This window comes from Bradyrhizobium sp. 2TAF24 (assembly GCF_052115025.1).
Lineage (GTDB): Bacteria > Pseudomonadota > Alphaproteobacteria > Rhizobiales > Xanthobacteraceae > Bradyrhizobium_A.
The window spans coordinates 101,595-117,124 of record NZ_JBFRFW010000007.1; the positions used below are offsets into that span (position 1 = coordinate 101,595).

Genomic DNA, 15,530 nt, shown 5'->3' on the forward strand with positions numbered 1-15,530 from the left:
CATGTTCAAGGTCCGCGTCATTCCCTGTCTCGATGTCAAGGACGGCCGGGTCGTCAAGGGTGTCAACTTCGTCGACCTGCGCGATGCCGGCGATCCGGTGGAGGCGGCGATCGCCTATGACGCGGCCGGCGCCGACGAGCTGTGCTTCCTCGACATCACCGCCACCCATGAGAACCGCGGCACCATGCTGGACGTGGTGCGCCGCACCGCGGAAGCCTGCTTCATGCCGCTGACGGTCGGCGGCGGCGTGCGCACCATCGACGACATTCGCACCCTGCTGGCGTCGGGCGCCGACAAGGTGTCGATCAACTCGGCCGCGGTCAGCCGGCGTGAATTCGTCAGGGAAGCGGCCGAGAAGTTCGGCGACCAGTGCATCGTGGTCGCGATCGATGCCAAGCGCGTCAGCGCGCCGGGCGAGCCGGACCGCTGGGAGATCTTCACCCATGGCGGCCGCAAGGCCACCGGCATCGAGGCGCTCGGCTTTGCCGAGGAGGTGACGGCGCTCGGTGCCGGCGAGATCCTTCTGACCTCGATGGACCGCGACGGCACCCGCCAGGGCTTCGACATCGCGCTGACGCGGGCCCTCGCCGACCGCATCAATATCCCGGTGATCGCGTCGGGGGGCGTCGGCAACCTCGATCATCTCGTCGCCGGCATCCGCGATGGTCACGCCACCGCGGTGCTCGCCGCCTCGATCTTCCATTTCGGGGAGTTCACCATCCGTCAGGCCAAGGAGCACATGGTCCGCGCCGGTTTGCCGATGCGGCTGGACCCCTGACGTCGTCGGGCGCGGCGTGGACCGCGCCGAAGGGAGATAGGAAACGCACGATGGCTCGCTTTACGATCCATGATCTGGCCGCCACCATCGATGCCCGCGCCGCGTCGAGCGGCGACGTCTCGTACACCCGCAAGCTGCTCGACAACGGGCCCGCCTACTGCGCCAAGAAGTTCGGCGAGGAGGCGGTCGAGGCCGTGATCGCGTCGATCGAAGGCGATCGCGATCATCTGCTTGCCGAGACCGCGGACGTGATGTTTCACCTGCTGGTGCTGCTGAAGTCGCGGGGCGTGTCGCTGGAGGACGTCGAGGACGTGCTTGCGCAGCGCACCCACAGGTCGGGACTCGAGGAAAAGGCGGCGCGCAAGCGCGATTAGGGAGCGGCTTCCATGGATGCGCGAGCAGGTACCCAGTACAATCCCTACCGGATCTACTCGCGCGACGATTGGGCGAAACTGCGCGACGACACGCCCATGACGCTCGACGCCAGCGAGATCGCGGCGCTGCGCTCGATGCACGACCGGCTCGACCTCAAGGAGGTCGAGGAGATCTACCTGCCGCTGTCGCGGCTGCTGTCGATGTATGTGGCGGCGGCGCAGCGGCTGTTCATCGCGCAGCGGCGTTTCCTCGGCATCGAGGATCGCAAGATGCCCTACATCATCGGCGTCGCCGGCTCGGTGGCCGTGGGCAAGTCGACCACCGCGCGCGTACTGCAGGCGCTGCTGGCGCGCTGGTCGCCGCGCCCCAAGGTCGATCTCGTCACCACCGACGGCTTCCTCTATCCCAACGCCGTTCTCGAGCGGCGCGGCGTGATGCAGAAGAAGGGGTTTCCCGAGAGCTACGACCTGCCGGCCCTGCTGTCGTTCCTCAGCGATATCAAGGCCGGTCGCCGCGGCGTGCGCGCGCCGATCTATTCTCACCACACCTACGATATCGTGCCGCATCAGACGGTCGAGATCGACCAGCCCGACATCCTGATCCTCGAGGGTGTCAACGTGCTGCAGACCGGCCGGCTGCCGAGCGACGGCAAGGCGGTGCCGTTCGTGTCCGATTTCTTCGACTTCTCAGTCTATATCGACGCCGAGGAGCCGGTGCTGCGCAAGTGGTATGTCGAGCGTTTCCTGGCGCTGCGGGACACCGCGTTCCACGACCCGAAGTCGTATTTCCATCGCTATGCGCTGCTGTCGGACGCCGAGGCGATCGCTACCGCGACCGCGATCTGGGAGCGCACCAACCTCGCCAATCTGGAAGACAACATTCTGCCGACCCGGCCACGCGCCACCCTGATCCTCAAGAAGGGCGGTGAGCACGTCATCGAGACGGTGTCGCTGCGCCGGCTGTAACGCCGGCGTTATCGGCTCAGGCCGCGTGGCGGCTGGCGTCGGCGCCGAAGTGATCAATGTAACGCGAGCTGATCGACGACACCGGCAGCACGATCAGCACGTCGGTGGTGCCGAACTGGTGGTCGATCACCGCGCCGTCGCCGATGAAGGCGCCGAGCCGCAGATAACCCTTGATCAGTGGCGGCAGCTCGTGCAGCGCGGCCTTCGGGTTGATCGCCTCCTTCGCCATCCGGTTCATCTCGACCCGGCGCGAAGGATGGGCTGCGGCACGCCAGGCGTCCGGCGCGCGCGAATAGTGATGCAGGAACGACAGCGGCAGCGCGAGGCGGTCGGGGTCGGTGCCCTCGAAGGAGGCGCAGCCGATCATCACGTCGCAGCCATGCTGGCGGACATAGCTCCAGATGCCGTGCCAGAGCAATTCCACCGTGCGCTTGTTGCGGTAGGGCGGCAGTACGCAGGAGCGGCCGAGCTCGAGGAATTTCAGGTCCTGATGGCGCTCGACGAGGCCGGAGATGTTGAACTCATTGTCGGTGTAGAAGCCGCCGTGACGGCTCGCGACATCCTGCCTCAACAGGCGGTAGGTGCCGACCACAGGCTGCTTGCCGCTCAGCGAGGGCTTGGCGGCATGGTCGATCACCAGCAGGTGGTCGCAGAACGCGTCGAACGCATCCTTGTCGCGCTGTGCCAGCATGGTTGCAGCATCGGCGATGGCGGTGCCGTTCTTGTAGAACACCTTGTAGCGCAGCTTCTGGGCGCGCTTGACGTCCTTCTTGGTGTGCGCGAGGCGCACTTCAAGCGGCCCGAGGCGGCCGAGCGGAGCGATCGCAGTCGGCTTGAAGCGGATCGCCGCCTCGGTGACGAAAGCCGGCACCAGCAGACTGGCCATTGCCTTGGCGTTCGCCATCATATTGGCGGTCATCGGGGTTTTCTGCGACGCCAGCCGAAGCGCTTTCTTCGGCGTGAGGCGGGAGTGCGCGATGGCATCGCCCTTTGCGGGCTTCATCGGGGTCATGGACGTCCTCGTGGATCGCATCGAATCGACGCGGCCACGATCCATTAATCACGTGCCTTCGACGGATTTATGACAGGCGCAGGGCTATCCCGGCGTTTTGGAATCAGCCGACGAGATGGGGCATCGCGGCGAGGCCCGCGAGGACCTCGTCGAGCTTGTCGCGATCGAGCGGCTTCACCAGGAAGCCGTCCATGCCGGCGCTGAAGCAGGCGTAGCGGTCCTCGACCAGGGCGTTGGCAGTCAAGGCCACGATCGGTGCGCGCCGCAGTTGCTGCGCGGCTTCGCGGGCCCGGATGCGCCGGGTCGCCTCGATGCCGTCCATGACCGGCATCTGCACGTCCATCAGCACGAGGTCGTAAGGCGTGCCGGCGGTCGTCGCCGCGAGCCAGGATTCCACCGCCTGAGCGCCGTTGACGGTCACCACCGGGCGGTGGCCGAGGCGGCTGAGCAGCGAGCGCATCAGCAGCGCATTGATCTCGTTGTCCTCCGCGACCAGGATCGAGAGCCCGGCGGACGGCGGCGGCGCGGCCGCGTCGGGCGCGGCCTGGCCATCGTCATGGCCGAGCCGCGGCGCGTCGCTGGCGAGGGGCGTGGTCAGGCGCGCGGCGAGCGATGCCGCGCGCAGCGGCTTGACCAGATAACCGGTGAAGTTCGGCGTGTGCGCGGGATCGAGCTCGCGCCGCGCCGCCGGTGTTACCATGATGATGCGATGGGTGGCATGAAAGCGCGCCGCTTCCCCCAGGCGAGCGAGCTCGGCAGCATCGAGGTCGTGGCTGGCGATCAGGGCGTGCCAGGGCCGCTCGGGCAGCAGCGCGCCGGCGACCACCGCGTCGGTCAGCGTGCAGGTCTGCGCGCCCCAGCGTTCCAGCCGCCGCGCCACCAGTGCGGTCTCGATCGCCTGCGGCGCCACCAGCATCACCGCCTTGCCCTGCAGGTCGGGCGCGGTGAAGGCCGGGCCGATATCGGCGGCCGAGGTTGCCGCCAGCAGCGGCACCGCCACCTCGAAGGTCGAGCCATGGCCGGGGGCGCTCTCCAGCGTAATGCGGCCGCCCATGCGCTTGATGATGCGCTCGGAGATGCTGAGCCCGAGACCGGTGCCGCCAAAGTCGCGGGCGATGCGGTCGTCGGCCTGCTCGAACTCGCGGAAGATGCGCTCCCGCGCCTCCGGCGCGATGCCGATGCCGGTATCGCGCACCAGGAAACTGATCTCGTTCGGCCAAATGCCGGGCTCGACGATCAGCGCGACGCCGCCGGTGGTGGTGAACTTGATGGCGTTGCCAGCGAGGTTGAGCAGCACCTGGCGCAGCCGTGCCGCGTCGCCGATCACCTCGGCCGGCAGGCGCTCGTCGACATAGGCGGCGATTTCCAGCTTGCGGGCCTGCGCGCGCGGCGCCAGCAGCTCGGCGATCTCCTCGATCAGCGCGGTCAGCGCGAACGGGCGGTGCTCGAGGTCGATCTTGCCGGCCTCGATCTTGGAGAAGTCGAGCAATTCGTCGATCAGCAGCAGCAGCGCCTCGCCGGACGTCTTCACCGCGCGGGCGTAGGTGGTCTGCTCGGCGTTGAGCGCGGTGTCGAGCAACAGCCCGCCCATGCCGATGATGCCGTTCAGCGGCGTGCGGATCTCGTGCGAGGCCATCGCCAGGAAGCGCGACTTGGCGCGGTTGGCGGCGTTGGCATGGTCGCGGGCGTCGCCGAGTGCCCGCTCGGTCTCAGTGCGGTCGGTGACGTCGCGGCCGACGCTCTGCATCTCCGCGGGGCGGCCGGCATCGATGCGCACGAGGCTCTCGCGCCAGGCCACCCAGCGCGGCCCGAGCGCGCTTGCGATCTTCTGGTCGTGCACGCGGGTGCCGTCCGGCTCGACCGCGGCGTCGCCCTGCTCGATCACCGGCAGTGCGAACACCGAGCCGATCAGCTCGCTGCGCGGCTTCTGCGCCAGCAGGCAGAATGCGTCATTGGCGAAAGTGATGCGCTCGCTGGCGTCGCGCAGCACGATCAGGTCGCTCTGGGACTCGAACAGGCTGCGGGCGCGCTCCTCGGCTTCCTTCAGTTCCCAGTTGCGGTCGACCAGGGCTTCGTTGCGCTGGGCGATCTTCTGCATCTGCTTGCGCAGCATGCGCATGCGGAAACTCAAGGTCGCGAGCGCAAGACAGGCGAGGGCAAACAGGAAGCTGGCGCCGACTGCGAAGGCGTGCGGATCGTAGGTGTCGGACCGGCTGCCGGCGATGAAGCCATAGGCGCCACCGAAGGTGGCGGAGAAGATCATCATGGAGCGCACGGCGAAGGCGATCCACGGATGGCGGCGCGCAAACCGCCGCAGCCGCAGCTTGATCCGAAGTCCCCGCGTCATGGCCGTGATCCCGTCATTGCCGCGGCCTGTGCGTTCGGCGACCGGGGCGCACCGCAGGCGGTGCAGAACCGATGATGCCGTCGCCGTCAGCCGCTCCCGCTGGTCCGATGCAATCCCCGCGCAAGACCTTGCCGCGGGGAGGTTGCGAACTGTTTGAGGGCTCCGCGCCATCCCCGGCGGGTTGGCGTCAGGGTAAATAAAGCGTTAACGCGCCCTACAGCGCGTGGACGAAGGGCTGGCGCCGCCCGCCATGGGCGCCGACCACGAGGGCGGCGGCGTCCCGCACGGTGAAGGTCCGCGACCGGACATAAATGCGATAGTCCGCCTCGCCATCATGGCTGAGGTAGATCACCGTCGGGGCCCTGGCCTGGCTCTCGTCGATGCCGATGAGCTCCGCGGGGCCGCGGCCAGCGCAGCCGTCGAGCTCCGCCGTCTGCGCGTCATCGACCACGGTGAAGTCGGCGCTCTCCGGGCTGTCGACGATTCGGACGCGCACGGTGGCGTCGGTCGGGCGCGCGGTGAAGCTGACGCGATGCCGGGCCAGCCAGGCGAATTCGGCGAGCTGGACGGACGATCCCGCGGTTGCGATGCAGGGATGGACACGCGGGGCGATCTGGTCGCTGGCGAAGATGCCGACCACGACCAGCGGCACGACCGAGGCGAGGAACTTGTAACGCGACATGACTGGAACTCGGCACGCGACGGAACACGGAACAGGCCGAACGGCGTCGGCTTATGGTTCCTGAAGGGTAAAGAAAATTCGTTACCGGAGCGTTTGCTCAGGTCGCATCATGCGGGATTTCGCACGTTGCAGGGGCCGCGATCAGTGCGCGTGCGATGGCACGGCTGATCTTCTGCTCCGTCGCAATCTCGACAAAGAGATACTGGCCACCTGGATTGACCTCGAAGAACCAGTATTTCCCTTCGGCATCCCTGCGAAGATCGTAAGCGCCATAGCGCAGGCCGAGTTCCTTCTGCATGCGCTGGATCGCGCCCGCCACCTCGTCCGGAAGGGTGTGAGCATGAACGTCGATGGCGGGATCAAGCCGCCAGTCGAGCTGCGCACCGGGATGGCGTGCCCGGATCTCGGCCGCGAAAATCTCATCCTCGACAATCGTCGCCCGAATGTCGGCGCCGCCGTCGATCCGCCGCTGAATGATGCAGGGGGAGAAGCGCAGCAGCGCCAGATTGCCTCTTGCTTCCTCGTCGAGAGGGCGTGTCTCGACGATCATCGACGCCGGCGTGGTGAGACCCTTGTAGATGAATTCGCCGTCGTGACGGGACAGCAGCGCCCTGACATCGTCCGGTGAGCTGGAGATGACCGTGGACGGGTGGCGCAGGCCGCAGCGCCGGGCATTCGCCAGTTGAACCGGCTTGCGGCGAGCGGCCAGTTCCGCCGCCAGCGGATTGATGACGCGCGCGCCGAGGGCGTAAATCCAGCCTTCGAACAGCGCCGCACAATCGTCACGGCACAGTCGGCGGTGCTTGTCGTCGGTGATCGCTTCGGAAACGGCAAATGGGCGCGTCCGCCGCCACCACACCCCGCTGATCGCAGCATCCGTGACCACGCCTTCGGCGGTGATGACGTCGAAGCGAGGGGCGTCGCCCTCGTCCGCGGTCAAGGAGATCGACCACAGATTCGGAAAATCCGCGGTATTGAGAATGATGACCGAGCCGCCGCATTGCCGAATTTCCCACGCGACCGTCAGCGCATGGAGATCCTCAGGGGGAGCGATGATAATGGCTGGCAATGGCTGTTGACCATCAACGACGAGATGGATGCGCACCATTCATGCCGGTCGGCATATGGCGTGTACGCCGCCGTCGGCGTGCTACTGGTCGCTGTGGTCTTCGTCAGGCTCGTTATAGGTCTTTTCATCGGAATCGATGAATGGACCTTCCGGCGGCGTGCCGGTCGATTTTGTCACCTGCTTCTTCGTCCAGGTCAGCGATGCGCTGATGTCGGACACGTCAATTCCGCGCGCGGTGAAGAAGGCGAGGTCACGTTGATGCGTGCTTTCGAGATCCGCGTCCGCCGCCGTGACCCCGGATGCACGCGATTCCTGCGCCAGGATGAAAGGAAGCATCGCAATTCCCTCCAAAATAAATATCAAGCAATGCGTCAAGAATTCACGGTTTTGGCGGCGGAGGCAAGCCCAAACTGACGCGCCTCGGGGCCAATCGCCGGGGTCGGGCTGGATCGTTTGGCCGCATCGGCTGCGTCGGTGCTGTTACGCCGCGTTGCGCACGCCGTCGGCAAGCGCGCGGTAGGACAGTGCTTCGGCCAGATGCAGCCGGCCGACATGCTCGGTGTTGTCGAGGTCGGCCAGCGTGCGCGCCACCCGCAGCACGCGGTGATAGCCGCGTGCGGACAGGCGCAGGCTCTCGGCGGCATCGCGCAGCAGCGTCAGCCCGGCGGCATCCGGGCGGGCGATCTCTTCCAGCACCGCGGCAGGGGCTTCGGCATTGGTGCGGATGTGCGGAAGGCCGAGGGCGGCATAGCGCGCCGCCTGCCGCGCCCGGGCCGCGGCGACGCGCGCGGCAACCTCCGCGGATCCTTCCGCCGGCGGCGGCAGGATCAGGTCGGCGGCGGTGACCGCCGGCACCTCGATGCGCAGGTCGATGCGGTCGAGCAGCGGACCCGAAATGCGGCTCTGGTAGTCGGCGGTGCAGCGTTCGATGCGGCCGCGCTTGCAGACATGGTCGGGCTCGAACGCCTGGCCGCAGCGGCACGGGTTCATCGCTGCCACCAGCATGAAGCGCGCCGGATAGGTGACGCGATGGTTGGCGCGCGACACCGACACCTCGCCGTTCTCCAGCGGCTGGCGCAGCGAATCCAGCACCCGCGGATCGAACTCCGGCAGCTCGTCGAGGAACAGCACGCCGTTGTGGGCGAGCGATACCTCGCCGGGCCGCGCGCGCGTGCCACCGCCGGTCAGCGCCGCCATGCTGGCGGAGTGGTGCGGCGCGCGGAACGGCCGCCGTGACGTCAGCGCGCCGTCCTTGATCTCGCCGGCCACCGAGGCGATCATCGAGACGTCGAGCAGCTCCTGCGGCGACAGCGGCGGCAGGATCGACGGCAGTCGCGCCGCCAGCATCGATTTGCCGGCGCCCGCGCTTCCGGTCATCAGGAGATGATGGCCGCCAGCCGCGGCGATCTCGAGCGCGCGCTTGGCGCTTTCCTGGCCCTTGATGTCGCGCAGGTCCAAAAGGCTCGCGGTCTCCGCGCGGATCTTCGGCTGCGGCGGCGACAGCACCTGGCTGCCCTTGAAATGGTTGGCGAGCTGGATCAGCGAGCTGGCGGCGATGATCGGCAGATCGGCGCTCGCCCAGGCCGCTTCCGGTCCGCAGGCCGCGGGGCAGATCAGGCCTTCGTCACGCATGTGTGCCCCCATCGCCGCCGGCAGCACGCCGGCGACCGCGGCGATCGAGCCGTCGAGGCCGAGCTCGCCGAGCACGGTGAAACCACTCAGCGCGTCGGAGGGGATAGCGCCGATCGCGGCCATCAGGCCGAGCGCGATCGGCAGGTCGTAATGGCTGCCCTCCTTCGGCAGGTCCGCGGGGGCGAGATTGACGGTGATGCGCCGCGCCGGCAGCGCGAGGCCCGAGGCGATCAGCGCCGAACGCACCCGTTCGCGCGCTTCGGATACGGCCTTGTCAGGCAAACCGACGATCGCAAAAACCGGCAGCCCTGGCGCCACCTGGACCTGCACATCCACGGCGCGGGCCGTGATGCCTTCGAACGCCACCGTGGACACGTGCTGGACCATGCCGCCCCTCTGTCAGCCGCAAGGCTAGCCGACGGGGATGACAGGCGCAAGAACATTTAGGGAACATGAATGTGGTGGCCGCGCAGCTGATTGGCCTTGCCCCGGAGTGGCCTGCCCCGGCTGCCAGCAGGCTTCGCGTCGCGGGTTGTCGTTGCTTCAATTGTCTGGTGCTGCAGGGGCCTGTCATTGGAGGTGGCGGATGTCCGGAGGATTCTGACATCGGCTTCATTGCGATATCGATACTTCATCTCTGCTTCGCCAAGGATTGGCCGAGGATTTGCCATGGATGCACAGCGACAATGTGCACTGTCCATTTTCAGCCTTGTCGATTTGACGACATGTTTTTTCGTGTGCTGATAGCCCTGATTGCAATCGCGGCCGTGTTGGGCCTCGTGCCGGCGAAGGCGAGCGGTATCGACTGTGGCCGTCAACCGACGCTGACGTGTCTTGCCCCACATATCCTCGCGCTCGCGCAAACCCTCCTGAAGGACAAGTATCGCGCGCAGCACGTTCGGTTTGCGCAGAACGAACTGGTGTCCGCAAATCCCGAAGTCGCCTTGCGGTTCTACCTGTGGGACGATCCCGATCCCGCCGAGTGGTGGGACATCGACTGGATTGCCCGGGCTGGCCGCTTCGATCGCGCCCTGGCACTCGCCGAGAAGAAGCCCGATACGCCAGACGTGTCCGACCGAATTCGCCGGGTCGGCGGACTCGTCGCCATTGCTCACCGTCTTGCCGAAGCGGGGCAGACGCGCCGTGCGGCAGAGCTGCTGGATAAGGTTGAACCGGAACTGATTCCGGAGGTGATGGGCGAGCATCCCATCGACATCGCGGCCGCCGAAATTTGGGTTGCATCGGGCCAGACGGGGCGGGCGAAACGGTTGTTCGGACGCACGACGTTCTCGGATTTGGCTGTGGAGTCCTCTCTTGCGCTGGCAAACAAGCATCCGACGCTCGCTCCGGTGCTGCGAGGCGAGGCAAAGAAGGCTGCGGCACGCGCCAACAGCTCTGAAGCCTGGCTTCGCGTCATGAAAGACATGGTCGAGCGCAATGACATCGAAGGCGCTATCGAGGCCGCCCGCCGTGGGGCCGCGGCCGAGCAACGCTATCCGGCGCGAGCAGCCGCCGAGCGTGCCCGGCTGCTGCTTCGGCTGTCGCGCCGCGAGGAAGCCGGCAAGGAGATTGATCCCTGGCGCACATGGGCGGCTCGGCCGCGCTGGTCGGATGATCTGCCCCTGGTGACGGGCGTCCTTGCCCAATTGGGGCGTGACAACGATATCGAGGCCGCCACGGAGATGGTAACCGGTTATTTCGCCCGCAGTGGTGCCTTCAACAAGGCGGCGGACCATCTCTTCCGCTCGGCCGGCCGCTGCGCGCTGAACGTCTTGAAGTCCAGGCGATTGCCATTGCCCTGTTCACACCGACCGACAATCCAAAGCTGCGGTGGGAACACGACGGTGCGATCCAAAACATTGCCCTATCGCGGGCAACCCGCGGTGACGTCGATGGTGCGCTCACACTGGCCACGAGCGTTCGCGACGATGCGAAGCGACGGGAGATGCTGCTGACGGTCGTCGACGCCGCCATTCGAGCCGGGCATGGCAGCAACAGCGTGTCGGTGCTTCAGCGGCTCAGGACAGAGGCGCGCGACGGCAGGGATGCCGACCAGCTCCTGAAAATCGCCGATGACTTCTTTCGCGTTGATCAGGCGGAAAGTGCGAAGGAGGCATTGGTCGAGGCGTTGGCGGTGCGGCCCAAGCAGGGCGGCGTCAAGAACCGTTTTGCATGGGATCTGGCGGCGAGGCTTGCCTTCCAGCTGGACGGCGATGTTGTCGCCGTTCGCCGGATGCTGGCGCCTGCGACGGACCAGGACGCTTCCGAGATATCCGTGGCCATCATCGGGGTCATCGCGCGCGATCACCCTGGCGAAGCGGTCAGCCTTGCATCCGAGATCGCGGATCCCTCGCGGCGGCTCGGCGTGCTCGAGTCGATTGCGAACAGGCTTGCAGGCTACGACTGACGCAGCGTGAAGGCGCTGACCGTTCGCGGCATTCGCATGAGCCGCGAATGGGCCCGTCATGTGCTCGTCAACTTGAGACCGACGATGCCGCTCAGGGTGACGGCGATCCAGAACAGGCGGACGAAGGTCGCCGGTTCGCGAAAGATCAAGATGCCCACGACGATCGATCCGATCGCGCCAATGCCCGTCCAGACCGCATAGGCGGTGCCGAGCGGCAGCACCAGCAGCGCCTTGCCGAGGGCGTAGATGAAGGCGGCGAGCAGGACAAATGACAGGACGGACCAGGCGAGGCGGCTATAGCCCTCGGCCATCTTCACACTGATCGCCCAGGCCACGTCGAGAAGGCCGGACAGGATGAGAAGCGCCCATGCCATTCCCGGCCCCATAGATATCCCCATTCCGTCCTCGCCTCGTCCTGCAATGCCTTGCGAACACGGACTGCGTTCGCTCGGGCGGGAAGATAGGAATGCCGTGCGCGCGATGCGCGTTGTGCTTTGGCAAGCCGGTATTTCCACCCGGCAACCGCGCCCCTGTCCGCCGGACATCGACACGAAATGCGAAAATGCATGGACGCGTCGGCACTGTGGGACGTTTCGCTTTCTGTTCGGCAATCTATGATGCTTGAAAAGCGATGCAGTGTGCGAGGTGGCAAGCGCGTGAGTGACTGGAACGAGTTCAGGATTGTGCTGGCGATCGGGCGCGCCGGATCGCTGGCGGGAGCGGCAAAGGATCTCGGCCACGATCATTCGACGATCTTTCGCTGGCTGAATGCGCTGGAGAAGCGCAGGGGCGTCCAACTGTTCGACCGCACGACGCACCCCTATGTCCCGACCGAAGCCGGTCTGCAGATGGTGTTGGCCGCCGAGCGGCTGGAAGCGGAGATTCTCGCGGTCGATCGCGCCATCACGGGCCAGGACGCGCGGTTGTCAGGCAAGCTCAGGATCACATCGTCAGAGACGCTGGCCTACCGCATCCTCAACGAGGTGCTGGCGGGCTTTCGTCGTGCGCATGAGGGCATCGAGCTCGAGCTGCTGGTCGACAACCGGCAGCTCGATCTGCTGCGACGCGAGGCCGATATCGCCATTCGGGCGACGCGTCCGCGCGAGGGCGAGCTGTTCGGACGCAAGATCGCGTCGACGCCATGGACCTTCTATGGCAGCCGCCGCTATCTCGCCGATCGCGGGTGCCCCTCCGACCTTGCCGCGTTGTCCGATCATGCGGTGATCGGCTGGGACAGCGGCGCTGTCGCGGCGGCGTCCAAGTGGCTGACGGACAATATTTCGCCGCACGCCTTCGCCTATCGATCGAGTAGCCTCATCAATCAGCTCATGGCGGTGAAGGCCGGTTTGGGGCTGGCGCTGCTGCCCTGCTATCTCGGCGATCTGGAGCCCGACATCGAGCGGGTCCAGGACCCGCTCGATGAACTCACCCGAGAGCTGTGGCTGATCACGCACAAGGATCTGCGCCATACGGCGCGCGTCCGGGCATTCTTCGATCATGTCGGCGGTGGCCTGCTGGCGCGCCGTGCACTGCTCGAGGCCGAGTGCGGCGGACATTCCACCATGGCCGGTTGAGCAAGGCGGGCGCCCGATCGCGCGCCCGCCGAGCCGAAGGTCGCGCCGCGCTTGATGCCCGCGCAAGCTACGCGCGCAGGCCTTCCGTGGCGAGCGCCGCGCGGACGCTGGGGCGCTCGGCGATCCCCGCCAGATAGCGCATCAGGTGCGGCCAGTCGCCGAGATCGATGCCGCGCCCCCTGGACCAGTTCATGATCGTGAAGCAGTAGGCATCGGCAATGCTGAAGCGGTCGGCAACGAGATAGTCGTGGGCGGCAAGATGAGCCTGCAGGATGCCAAAGCGGTCCCGCAGCCGCTCCTTGGCGATGATGGCGGGCTGCGGGCCATACTCCGGATGGAAGAGCCACGGGCTGAACGTCTTGTGCAGCTCTGAGCTGATAAAGGTCAGCCATTCGTGCAGGCGATAGCGATCGAAGCTGTCGTGGGCAGGCGCCAGCATCGCCTCCGGCTTGCGGTCCGCAAGATACAGCAGGATCGCGACGCCCTCGGTCAGGATCCGGCCATCGTCGAGTTCCAGCACCGGCACCACGCCCTTGGGGCTGACCTCCTTGAGGTCCCGGCCATCCGCGATGCGATGCGGCTCGCTGCGGATATCCACCTTTGCGAGGTCGAGAGGAAGGCCGGCCTCGGTGGCAGCGATGTGGGCGGCCAACGAGCAGACGCCCGGTGCATAGTAGAGCTTCATGATGGTTATTCCCTGTGTGTGTCGCGCGCCTGCAGGATAAGCGGCTCGCGCGTGAAACGCCGATTGGAAGCTCGCAAGCGCGACTTGTCGCTCGGCAGAGCGTCGTCGCCGTTCGAAGGCGGATCGCGGGCGCTTGGCGGACCGCAAGCCGGGATTGCGAGATCGCAACGTGTCGGGAAGAGACGCATGCACGGAGCACCCGCTAGTGTCCTGATCGGTTCGCAAGTTCGTACCGAGGTGGCTGCACATGCAACGACGTTGCGAGCCGGAACACTGGATGGCAGGTCGGCTCGCTCGCAGCGGGCGGTGGGCGGAGAGCGACAGCGCCCGGCGTGCCGCCCGCGCTCATGATAAAAGGAAAGAGGAATGCGCATCCTGAAGATCGTCACGTCACCGAGAGGAGGCAGATCGGTATCCACGGCCGTGGTCGATGCATTTCTCGCTGAATACCAGGAGACCATCGCTGGATCCGGCGTCATCGACACGCTGGACGTCTGGTCCGAGGCTCTTCCGGACTATGACGCCGACGCGATCGGCGCGAAATACAAGGGGGTCTCCGGCGAGGCGATGACGCCGGCGGAGAGAGCCACATGGGACAGGATCAGCGCGCTGGCTTTGCGATTCCAGAATGCGGATCGCATCGTCCTGGGCGTGCCGATGTGGAATTTTTCCTTCCCTTACAAGCTCAAGCAGCTGATCGACCTTGCGTGCCAGCGCGGCCTGCTTTTCACGTTTGACGGCAAGACCTACGGTCCGCTGTTGAACATCGACAAGGCCTTCGTCGTCTATACCCGCGGGCAAAGTGAGGAAGCCGGCCTGCAGACCGCGCTTCAACCAGGTTTCGACCATGTCGCGGGATATGTGGAGTTCTGGCTGCGCTTCATCGGCGTGCGCAATGTCACGGCCATGACCGTCGAGCACACCTGGGACGGGCGGGCACGTGACATGATCGATGACGGCAAGAGGCGCGCTGCAGCGCTGGCAAGGCAATTTTGAACGCTGTGGCAGGCCGGCGGCCGCCCGATGCCAGCCAGACCCGTCGTGAGCGATCACGAAGGGGTCTCGCCACGGATGTGGCGCGACCAGCCGCTCAGAACACCGCGTTCAACGCTTCGACGCCCGGCGCCAGCGTGGCACTGCGTTCGCTCACCGCCGGCACCTTCGACGTCAGCCGCAGCCCGAACACGTGCGGAAAGCGCAGGATCTCGATGGTGAACGCCGTGGTCGTCAGCACCGTGGTGGTGACCGCCGAGCGCGGCGCGTAGATGCGCCCCCACAGGTCGATGCCGGTGAACTGCGGCAGCGCGCTGAGGCGCAGGTTGCCGAGCGGCCCGGGATGGCCCAGCAGTTCGCGGGCGCGATCGTTCATCATCAGCACCCAGCCGTCCGTGACATGCCCGGCATCATTGCTGATCGGGCTGGACACGATGATGGCGTCGGGTGCGGTGCGGAACAGGTGCTCGTAGATCTCGAGCTGGTGGTTCACCAGCTCCGAATAGCACACCAGCATCACCTGATCGCCGGCCATCGGCACCGGCAGCACCACCTGGTGCCAGATCGTGCCGGCGGGCGAGCGGGTGCTGGTGAAGCGCACGAACACCGGGGCCATGTCGCGGGTCACCCGGCGGTAGATTTCGGCGAAATCCTTGGCGACGATGCTGTCGCTGCGCGACAGCTGCGTGCCCGTGGGATTGCGCTTGACCGCGTCCTGCAGGGACTGGCCGACATACAAATAAACAAAATCATCGCCAGCGGGGATGACGAAGGCACACTGCTCCCGCAACGGCTGGTTGGTCTCCTCGATCAGCCGCTGCAGCGTCAGGCTCTGTGTGGCGTTCAGCGTGCGCCACTTGGCCCAAAGGTATTCCGTGCCGGCCGTCGCAAGATCCCTCGGAACTGACGTTCCGTTAAAAACCTCAATGGCCATCAGACGTTCTGTCCTGAAATGCAATAGAAGGCCATTACGTATTGGCCCCAAGGCTCAGCCCGTCAAATTGAATGACA

The 15,530-nt window shown here is 66.2% G+C and carries 16 protein-coding genes; 7 read left to right on the top strand and 9 right to left on the bottom strand.

Features of this window, described 5'->3' with window-relative positions; translation table 11 throughout:
- Nucleotide 1: 1 nt before the first annotated feature.
- Genes hisF through coaA form a run of 3 tightly spaced genes read left to right on the top strand, consistent with a single transcriptional unit; the run spans nucleotide 2 to nucleotide 2,118 of the window.
- On the top strand, nucleotides 2-778 hold the full coding sequence (gene hisF, locus AB4Z37_RS13000) for an imidazole glycerol phosphate synthase subunit HisF (RefSeq protein ID WP_441517153.1): 777 nt from the start codon (nucleotides 2-4) through the stop codon (nucleotides 776-778).
- 50 nt (nucleotides 779-828) lie between these two features.
- On the top strand, nucleotides 829-1,152 hold the full coding sequence (locus tag AB4Z37_RS13005) for a phosphoribosyl-ATP diphosphatase (RefSeq protein ID WP_441517154.1): 324 nt from the start codon (nucleotides 829-831) through the stop codon (nucleotides 1,150-1,152).
- Nucleotides 1,153-1,164: 12 nt separating this feature from the next.
- A complete protein-coding gene (gene coaA / locus AB4Z37_RS13010; protein ID WP_441517155.1) occupies nucleotides 1,165-2,118 on the top strand; it encodes a type I pantothenate kinase in 954 nt (317 codons plus the stop codon).
- Between the two features lie 16 nt (nucleotides 2,119-2,134).
- On the opposite strand, the gene AB4Z37_RS13015 is transcribed toward coaA, so the two are convergent.
- The 6 genes from AB4Z37_RS13015 to AB4Z37_RS13040 form a co-directional block, all read right to left on the bottom strand.
- Nucleotides 2,135-3,130: a GNAT family N-acetyltransferase gene (locus AB4Z37_RS13015; protein WP_441517156.1), complete on the bottom strand. Its 996-nt coding sequence runs from the start codon at nucleotides 3,128-3,130 to the stop codon at nucleotides 2,135-2,137.
- 103 nt (nucleotides 3,131-3,233) lie between these two features.
- Nucleotides 3,234-5,477: an ATP-binding protein gene (locus AB4Z37_RS13020; protein ID WP_441517157.1), complete on the bottom strand. Its 2,244-nt coding sequence runs from the start codon at nucleotides 5,475-5,477 to the stop codon at nucleotides 3,234-3,236.
- 214 nt (nucleotides 5,478-5,691) lie between these two features.
- Nucleotides 5,692-6,159 carry a hypothetical protein gene (locus tag AB4Z37_RS13025; RefSeq protein ID WP_441517158.1) on the bottom strand — a complete coding sequence of 156 codons (468 nt, stop codon included), beginning with the start codon at nucleotides 6,157-6,159 and terminating at the stop codon, nucleotides 5,692-5,694.
- A gap of 97 nt (nucleotides 6,160-6,256) precedes the next feature.
- Entirely contained in the window at nucleotides 6,257-7,267 is a 1,011-nt protein-coding gene (locus AB4Z37_RS13030; protein ID WP_441517159.1) for an MvdC/MvdD family ATP grasp protein, read from the bottom strand.
- Between the two features lie 42 nt (nucleotides 7,268-7,309).
- The gene (locus tag AB4Z37_RS13035) at nucleotides 7,310-7,579 is read right to left on the bottom strand and encodes a hypothetical protein (protein WP_441517160.1); all 270 of its coding nucleotides are present in this window, start codon (nucleotides 7,577-7,579) and stop codon (nucleotides 7,310-7,312) included.
- Between the two features lie 129 nt (nucleotides 7,580-7,708).
- Nucleotides 7,709-9,247, bottom strand: coding sequence for a YifB family Mg chelatase-like AAA ATPase (locus AB4Z37_RS13040; RefSeq protein ID WP_441517161.1), 1,539 nt, complete (start codon nucleotides 9,245-9,247; stop codon nucleotides 7,709-7,711).
- 338 nt (nucleotides 9,248-9,585) lie between these two features.
- Here AB4Z37_RS13040 and AB4Z37_RS13045 point away from each other — a divergent pair, with 338 nt between their 5' ends.
- Nucleotides 9,586-10,815: a hypothetical protein gene (locus tag AB4Z37_RS13045; protein WP_441517162.1), complete on the top strand. Its 1,230-nt coding sequence runs from the start codon at nucleotides 9,586-9,588 to the stop codon at nucleotides 10,813-10,815.
- Entirely contained in the window at nucleotides 10,806-11,267 is a 462-nt protein-coding gene (locus AB4Z37_RS13050; protein WP_441517163.1) for a hypothetical protein, read from the top strand. Before AB4Z37_RS13045 ends, AB4Z37_RS13050 begins: the two co-directional genes overlap by 10 nt.
- Nucleotides 11,268-11,323: 56 nt before the next feature.
- Here the strand turns inward: AB4Z37_RS13050 and AB4Z37_RS13055 are convergent, their stop codons facing one another.
- Nucleotides 11,324-11,641, bottom strand: coding sequence for a DMT family transporter (locus tag AB4Z37_RS13055; RefSeq protein ID WP_441517164.1), 318 nt, complete (start codon nucleotides 11,639-11,641; stop codon nucleotides 11,324-11,326).
- A gap of 282 nt (nucleotides 11,642-11,923) precedes the next feature.
- Here AB4Z37_RS13055 and AB4Z37_RS13060 point away from each other — a divergent pair, with 282 nt between their 5' ends.
- Nucleotides 11,924-12,841, top strand: coding sequence for a LysR family transcriptional regulator (locus AB4Z37_RS13060; protein WP_441517165.1), 918 nt, complete (start codon nucleotides 11,924-11,926; stop codon nucleotides 12,839-12,841).
- 67 nt (nucleotides 12,842-12,908) lie between these two features.
- Here the strand turns inward: AB4Z37_RS13060 and gstA are convergent, their stop codons facing one another.
- Nucleotides 12,909-13,526 carry a glutathione transferase GstA gene (gstA, locus tag AB4Z37_RS13065; protein WP_441517166.1) on the bottom strand — a complete coding sequence of 206 codons (618 nt, stop codon included), beginning with the start codon at nucleotides 13,524-13,526 and terminating at the stop codon, nucleotides 12,909-12,911.
- Nucleotides 13,527-13,892: 366 nt separating this feature from the next.
- Here gstA and AB4Z37_RS13070 point away from each other — a divergent pair, with 366 nt between their 5' ends.
- The gene (locus tag AB4Z37_RS13070) at nucleotides 13,893-14,522 is read left to right on the top strand and encodes an FMN-dependent NADH-azoreductase (RefSeq protein ID WP_441517167.1); all 630 of its coding nucleotides are present in this window, start codon (nucleotides 13,893-13,895) and stop codon (nucleotides 14,520-14,522) included.
- A gap of 94 nt (nucleotides 14,523-14,616) precedes the next feature.
- On the opposite strand, the gene AB4Z37_RS13075 is transcribed toward AB4Z37_RS13070, so the two are convergent.
- Complete coding sequence (locus AB4Z37_RS13075) at nucleotides 14,617-15,453, bottom strand: PAS domain-containing protein (protein WP_441517168.1); 837 nt, start codon at nucleotides 15,451-15,453, stop codon at nucleotides 14,617-14,619.
- Nucleotides 15,454-15,530: the final 77 nt, after the last annotated feature.

Bases quoted from the DNA above. Each gene is read 5' to 3' on its own strand.
- AB4Z37_RS13055 (WP_441517164.1), bottom strand. From the start codon at position 11,641: ATGGCATGGGCGCTTCTCATCCTGTCCGGCCTTCTCGACGTGGCCTGG.
- AB4Z37_RS13030 (WP_441517159.1), bottom strand. From the start codon at position 7,267: ATGGTGCGCATCCATCTCGTCGTTGATGGTCAACAGCCATTGCCAGCC.
- AB4Z37_RS13015 (WP_441517156.1), bottom strand. From the start codon at position 3,130: ATGACCCCGATGAAGCCCGCAAAGGGCGATGCCATCGCGCACTCCCGC.
- AB4Z37_RS13075 (WP_441517168.1), bottom strand. From the start codon at position 15,453: ATGGCCATTGAGGTTTTTAACGGAACGTCAGTTCCGAGGGATCTTGCG.
- AB4Z37_RS13050 (WP_441517163.1), top strand. From the start codon at position 10,806: ATGCTGCTGACGGTCGTCGACGCCGCCATTCGAGCCGGGCATGGCAGC.
- gstA (WP_441517166.1), bottom strand. From the start codon at position 13,526: ATGAAGCTCTACTATGCACCGGGCGTCTGCTCGTTGGCCGCCCACATC.
- AB4Z37_RS13020 (WP_441517157.1), bottom strand. From the start codon at position 5,477: ATGACGCGGGGACTTCGGATCAAGCTGCGGCTGCGGCGGTTTGCGCGC.
- AB4Z37_RS13005 (WP_441517154.1), top strand. From the start codon at position 829: ATGGCTCGCTTTACGATCCATGATCTGGCCGCCACCATCGATGCCCGC.
- coaA (WP_441517155.1), top strand. From the start codon at position 1,165: ATGGATGCGCGAGCAGGTACCCAGTACAATCCCTACCGGATCTACTCG.
- hisF (WP_441517153.1), top strand. From the start codon at position 2: ATGTTCAAGGTCCGCGTCATTCCCTGTCTCGATGTCAAGGACGGCCGG.
- AB4Z37_RS13040 (WP_441517161.1), bottom strand. From the start codon at position 9,247: ATGGTCCAGCACGTGTCCACGGTGGCGTTCGAAGGCATCACGGCCCGC.
- AB4Z37_RS13045 (WP_441517162.1), top strand. From the start codon at position 9,586: ATGTTTTTTCGTGTGCTGATAGCCCTGATTGCAATCGCGGCCGTGTTG.
- AB4Z37_RS13070 (WP_441517167.1), top strand. From the start codon at position 13,893: ATGCGCATCCTGAAGATCGTCACGTCACCGAGAGGAGGCAGATCGGTA.
- AB4Z37_RS13025 (WP_441517158.1), bottom strand. From the start codon at position 6,159: ATGTCGCGTTACAAGTTCCTCGCCTCGGTCGTGCCGCTGGTCGTGGTC.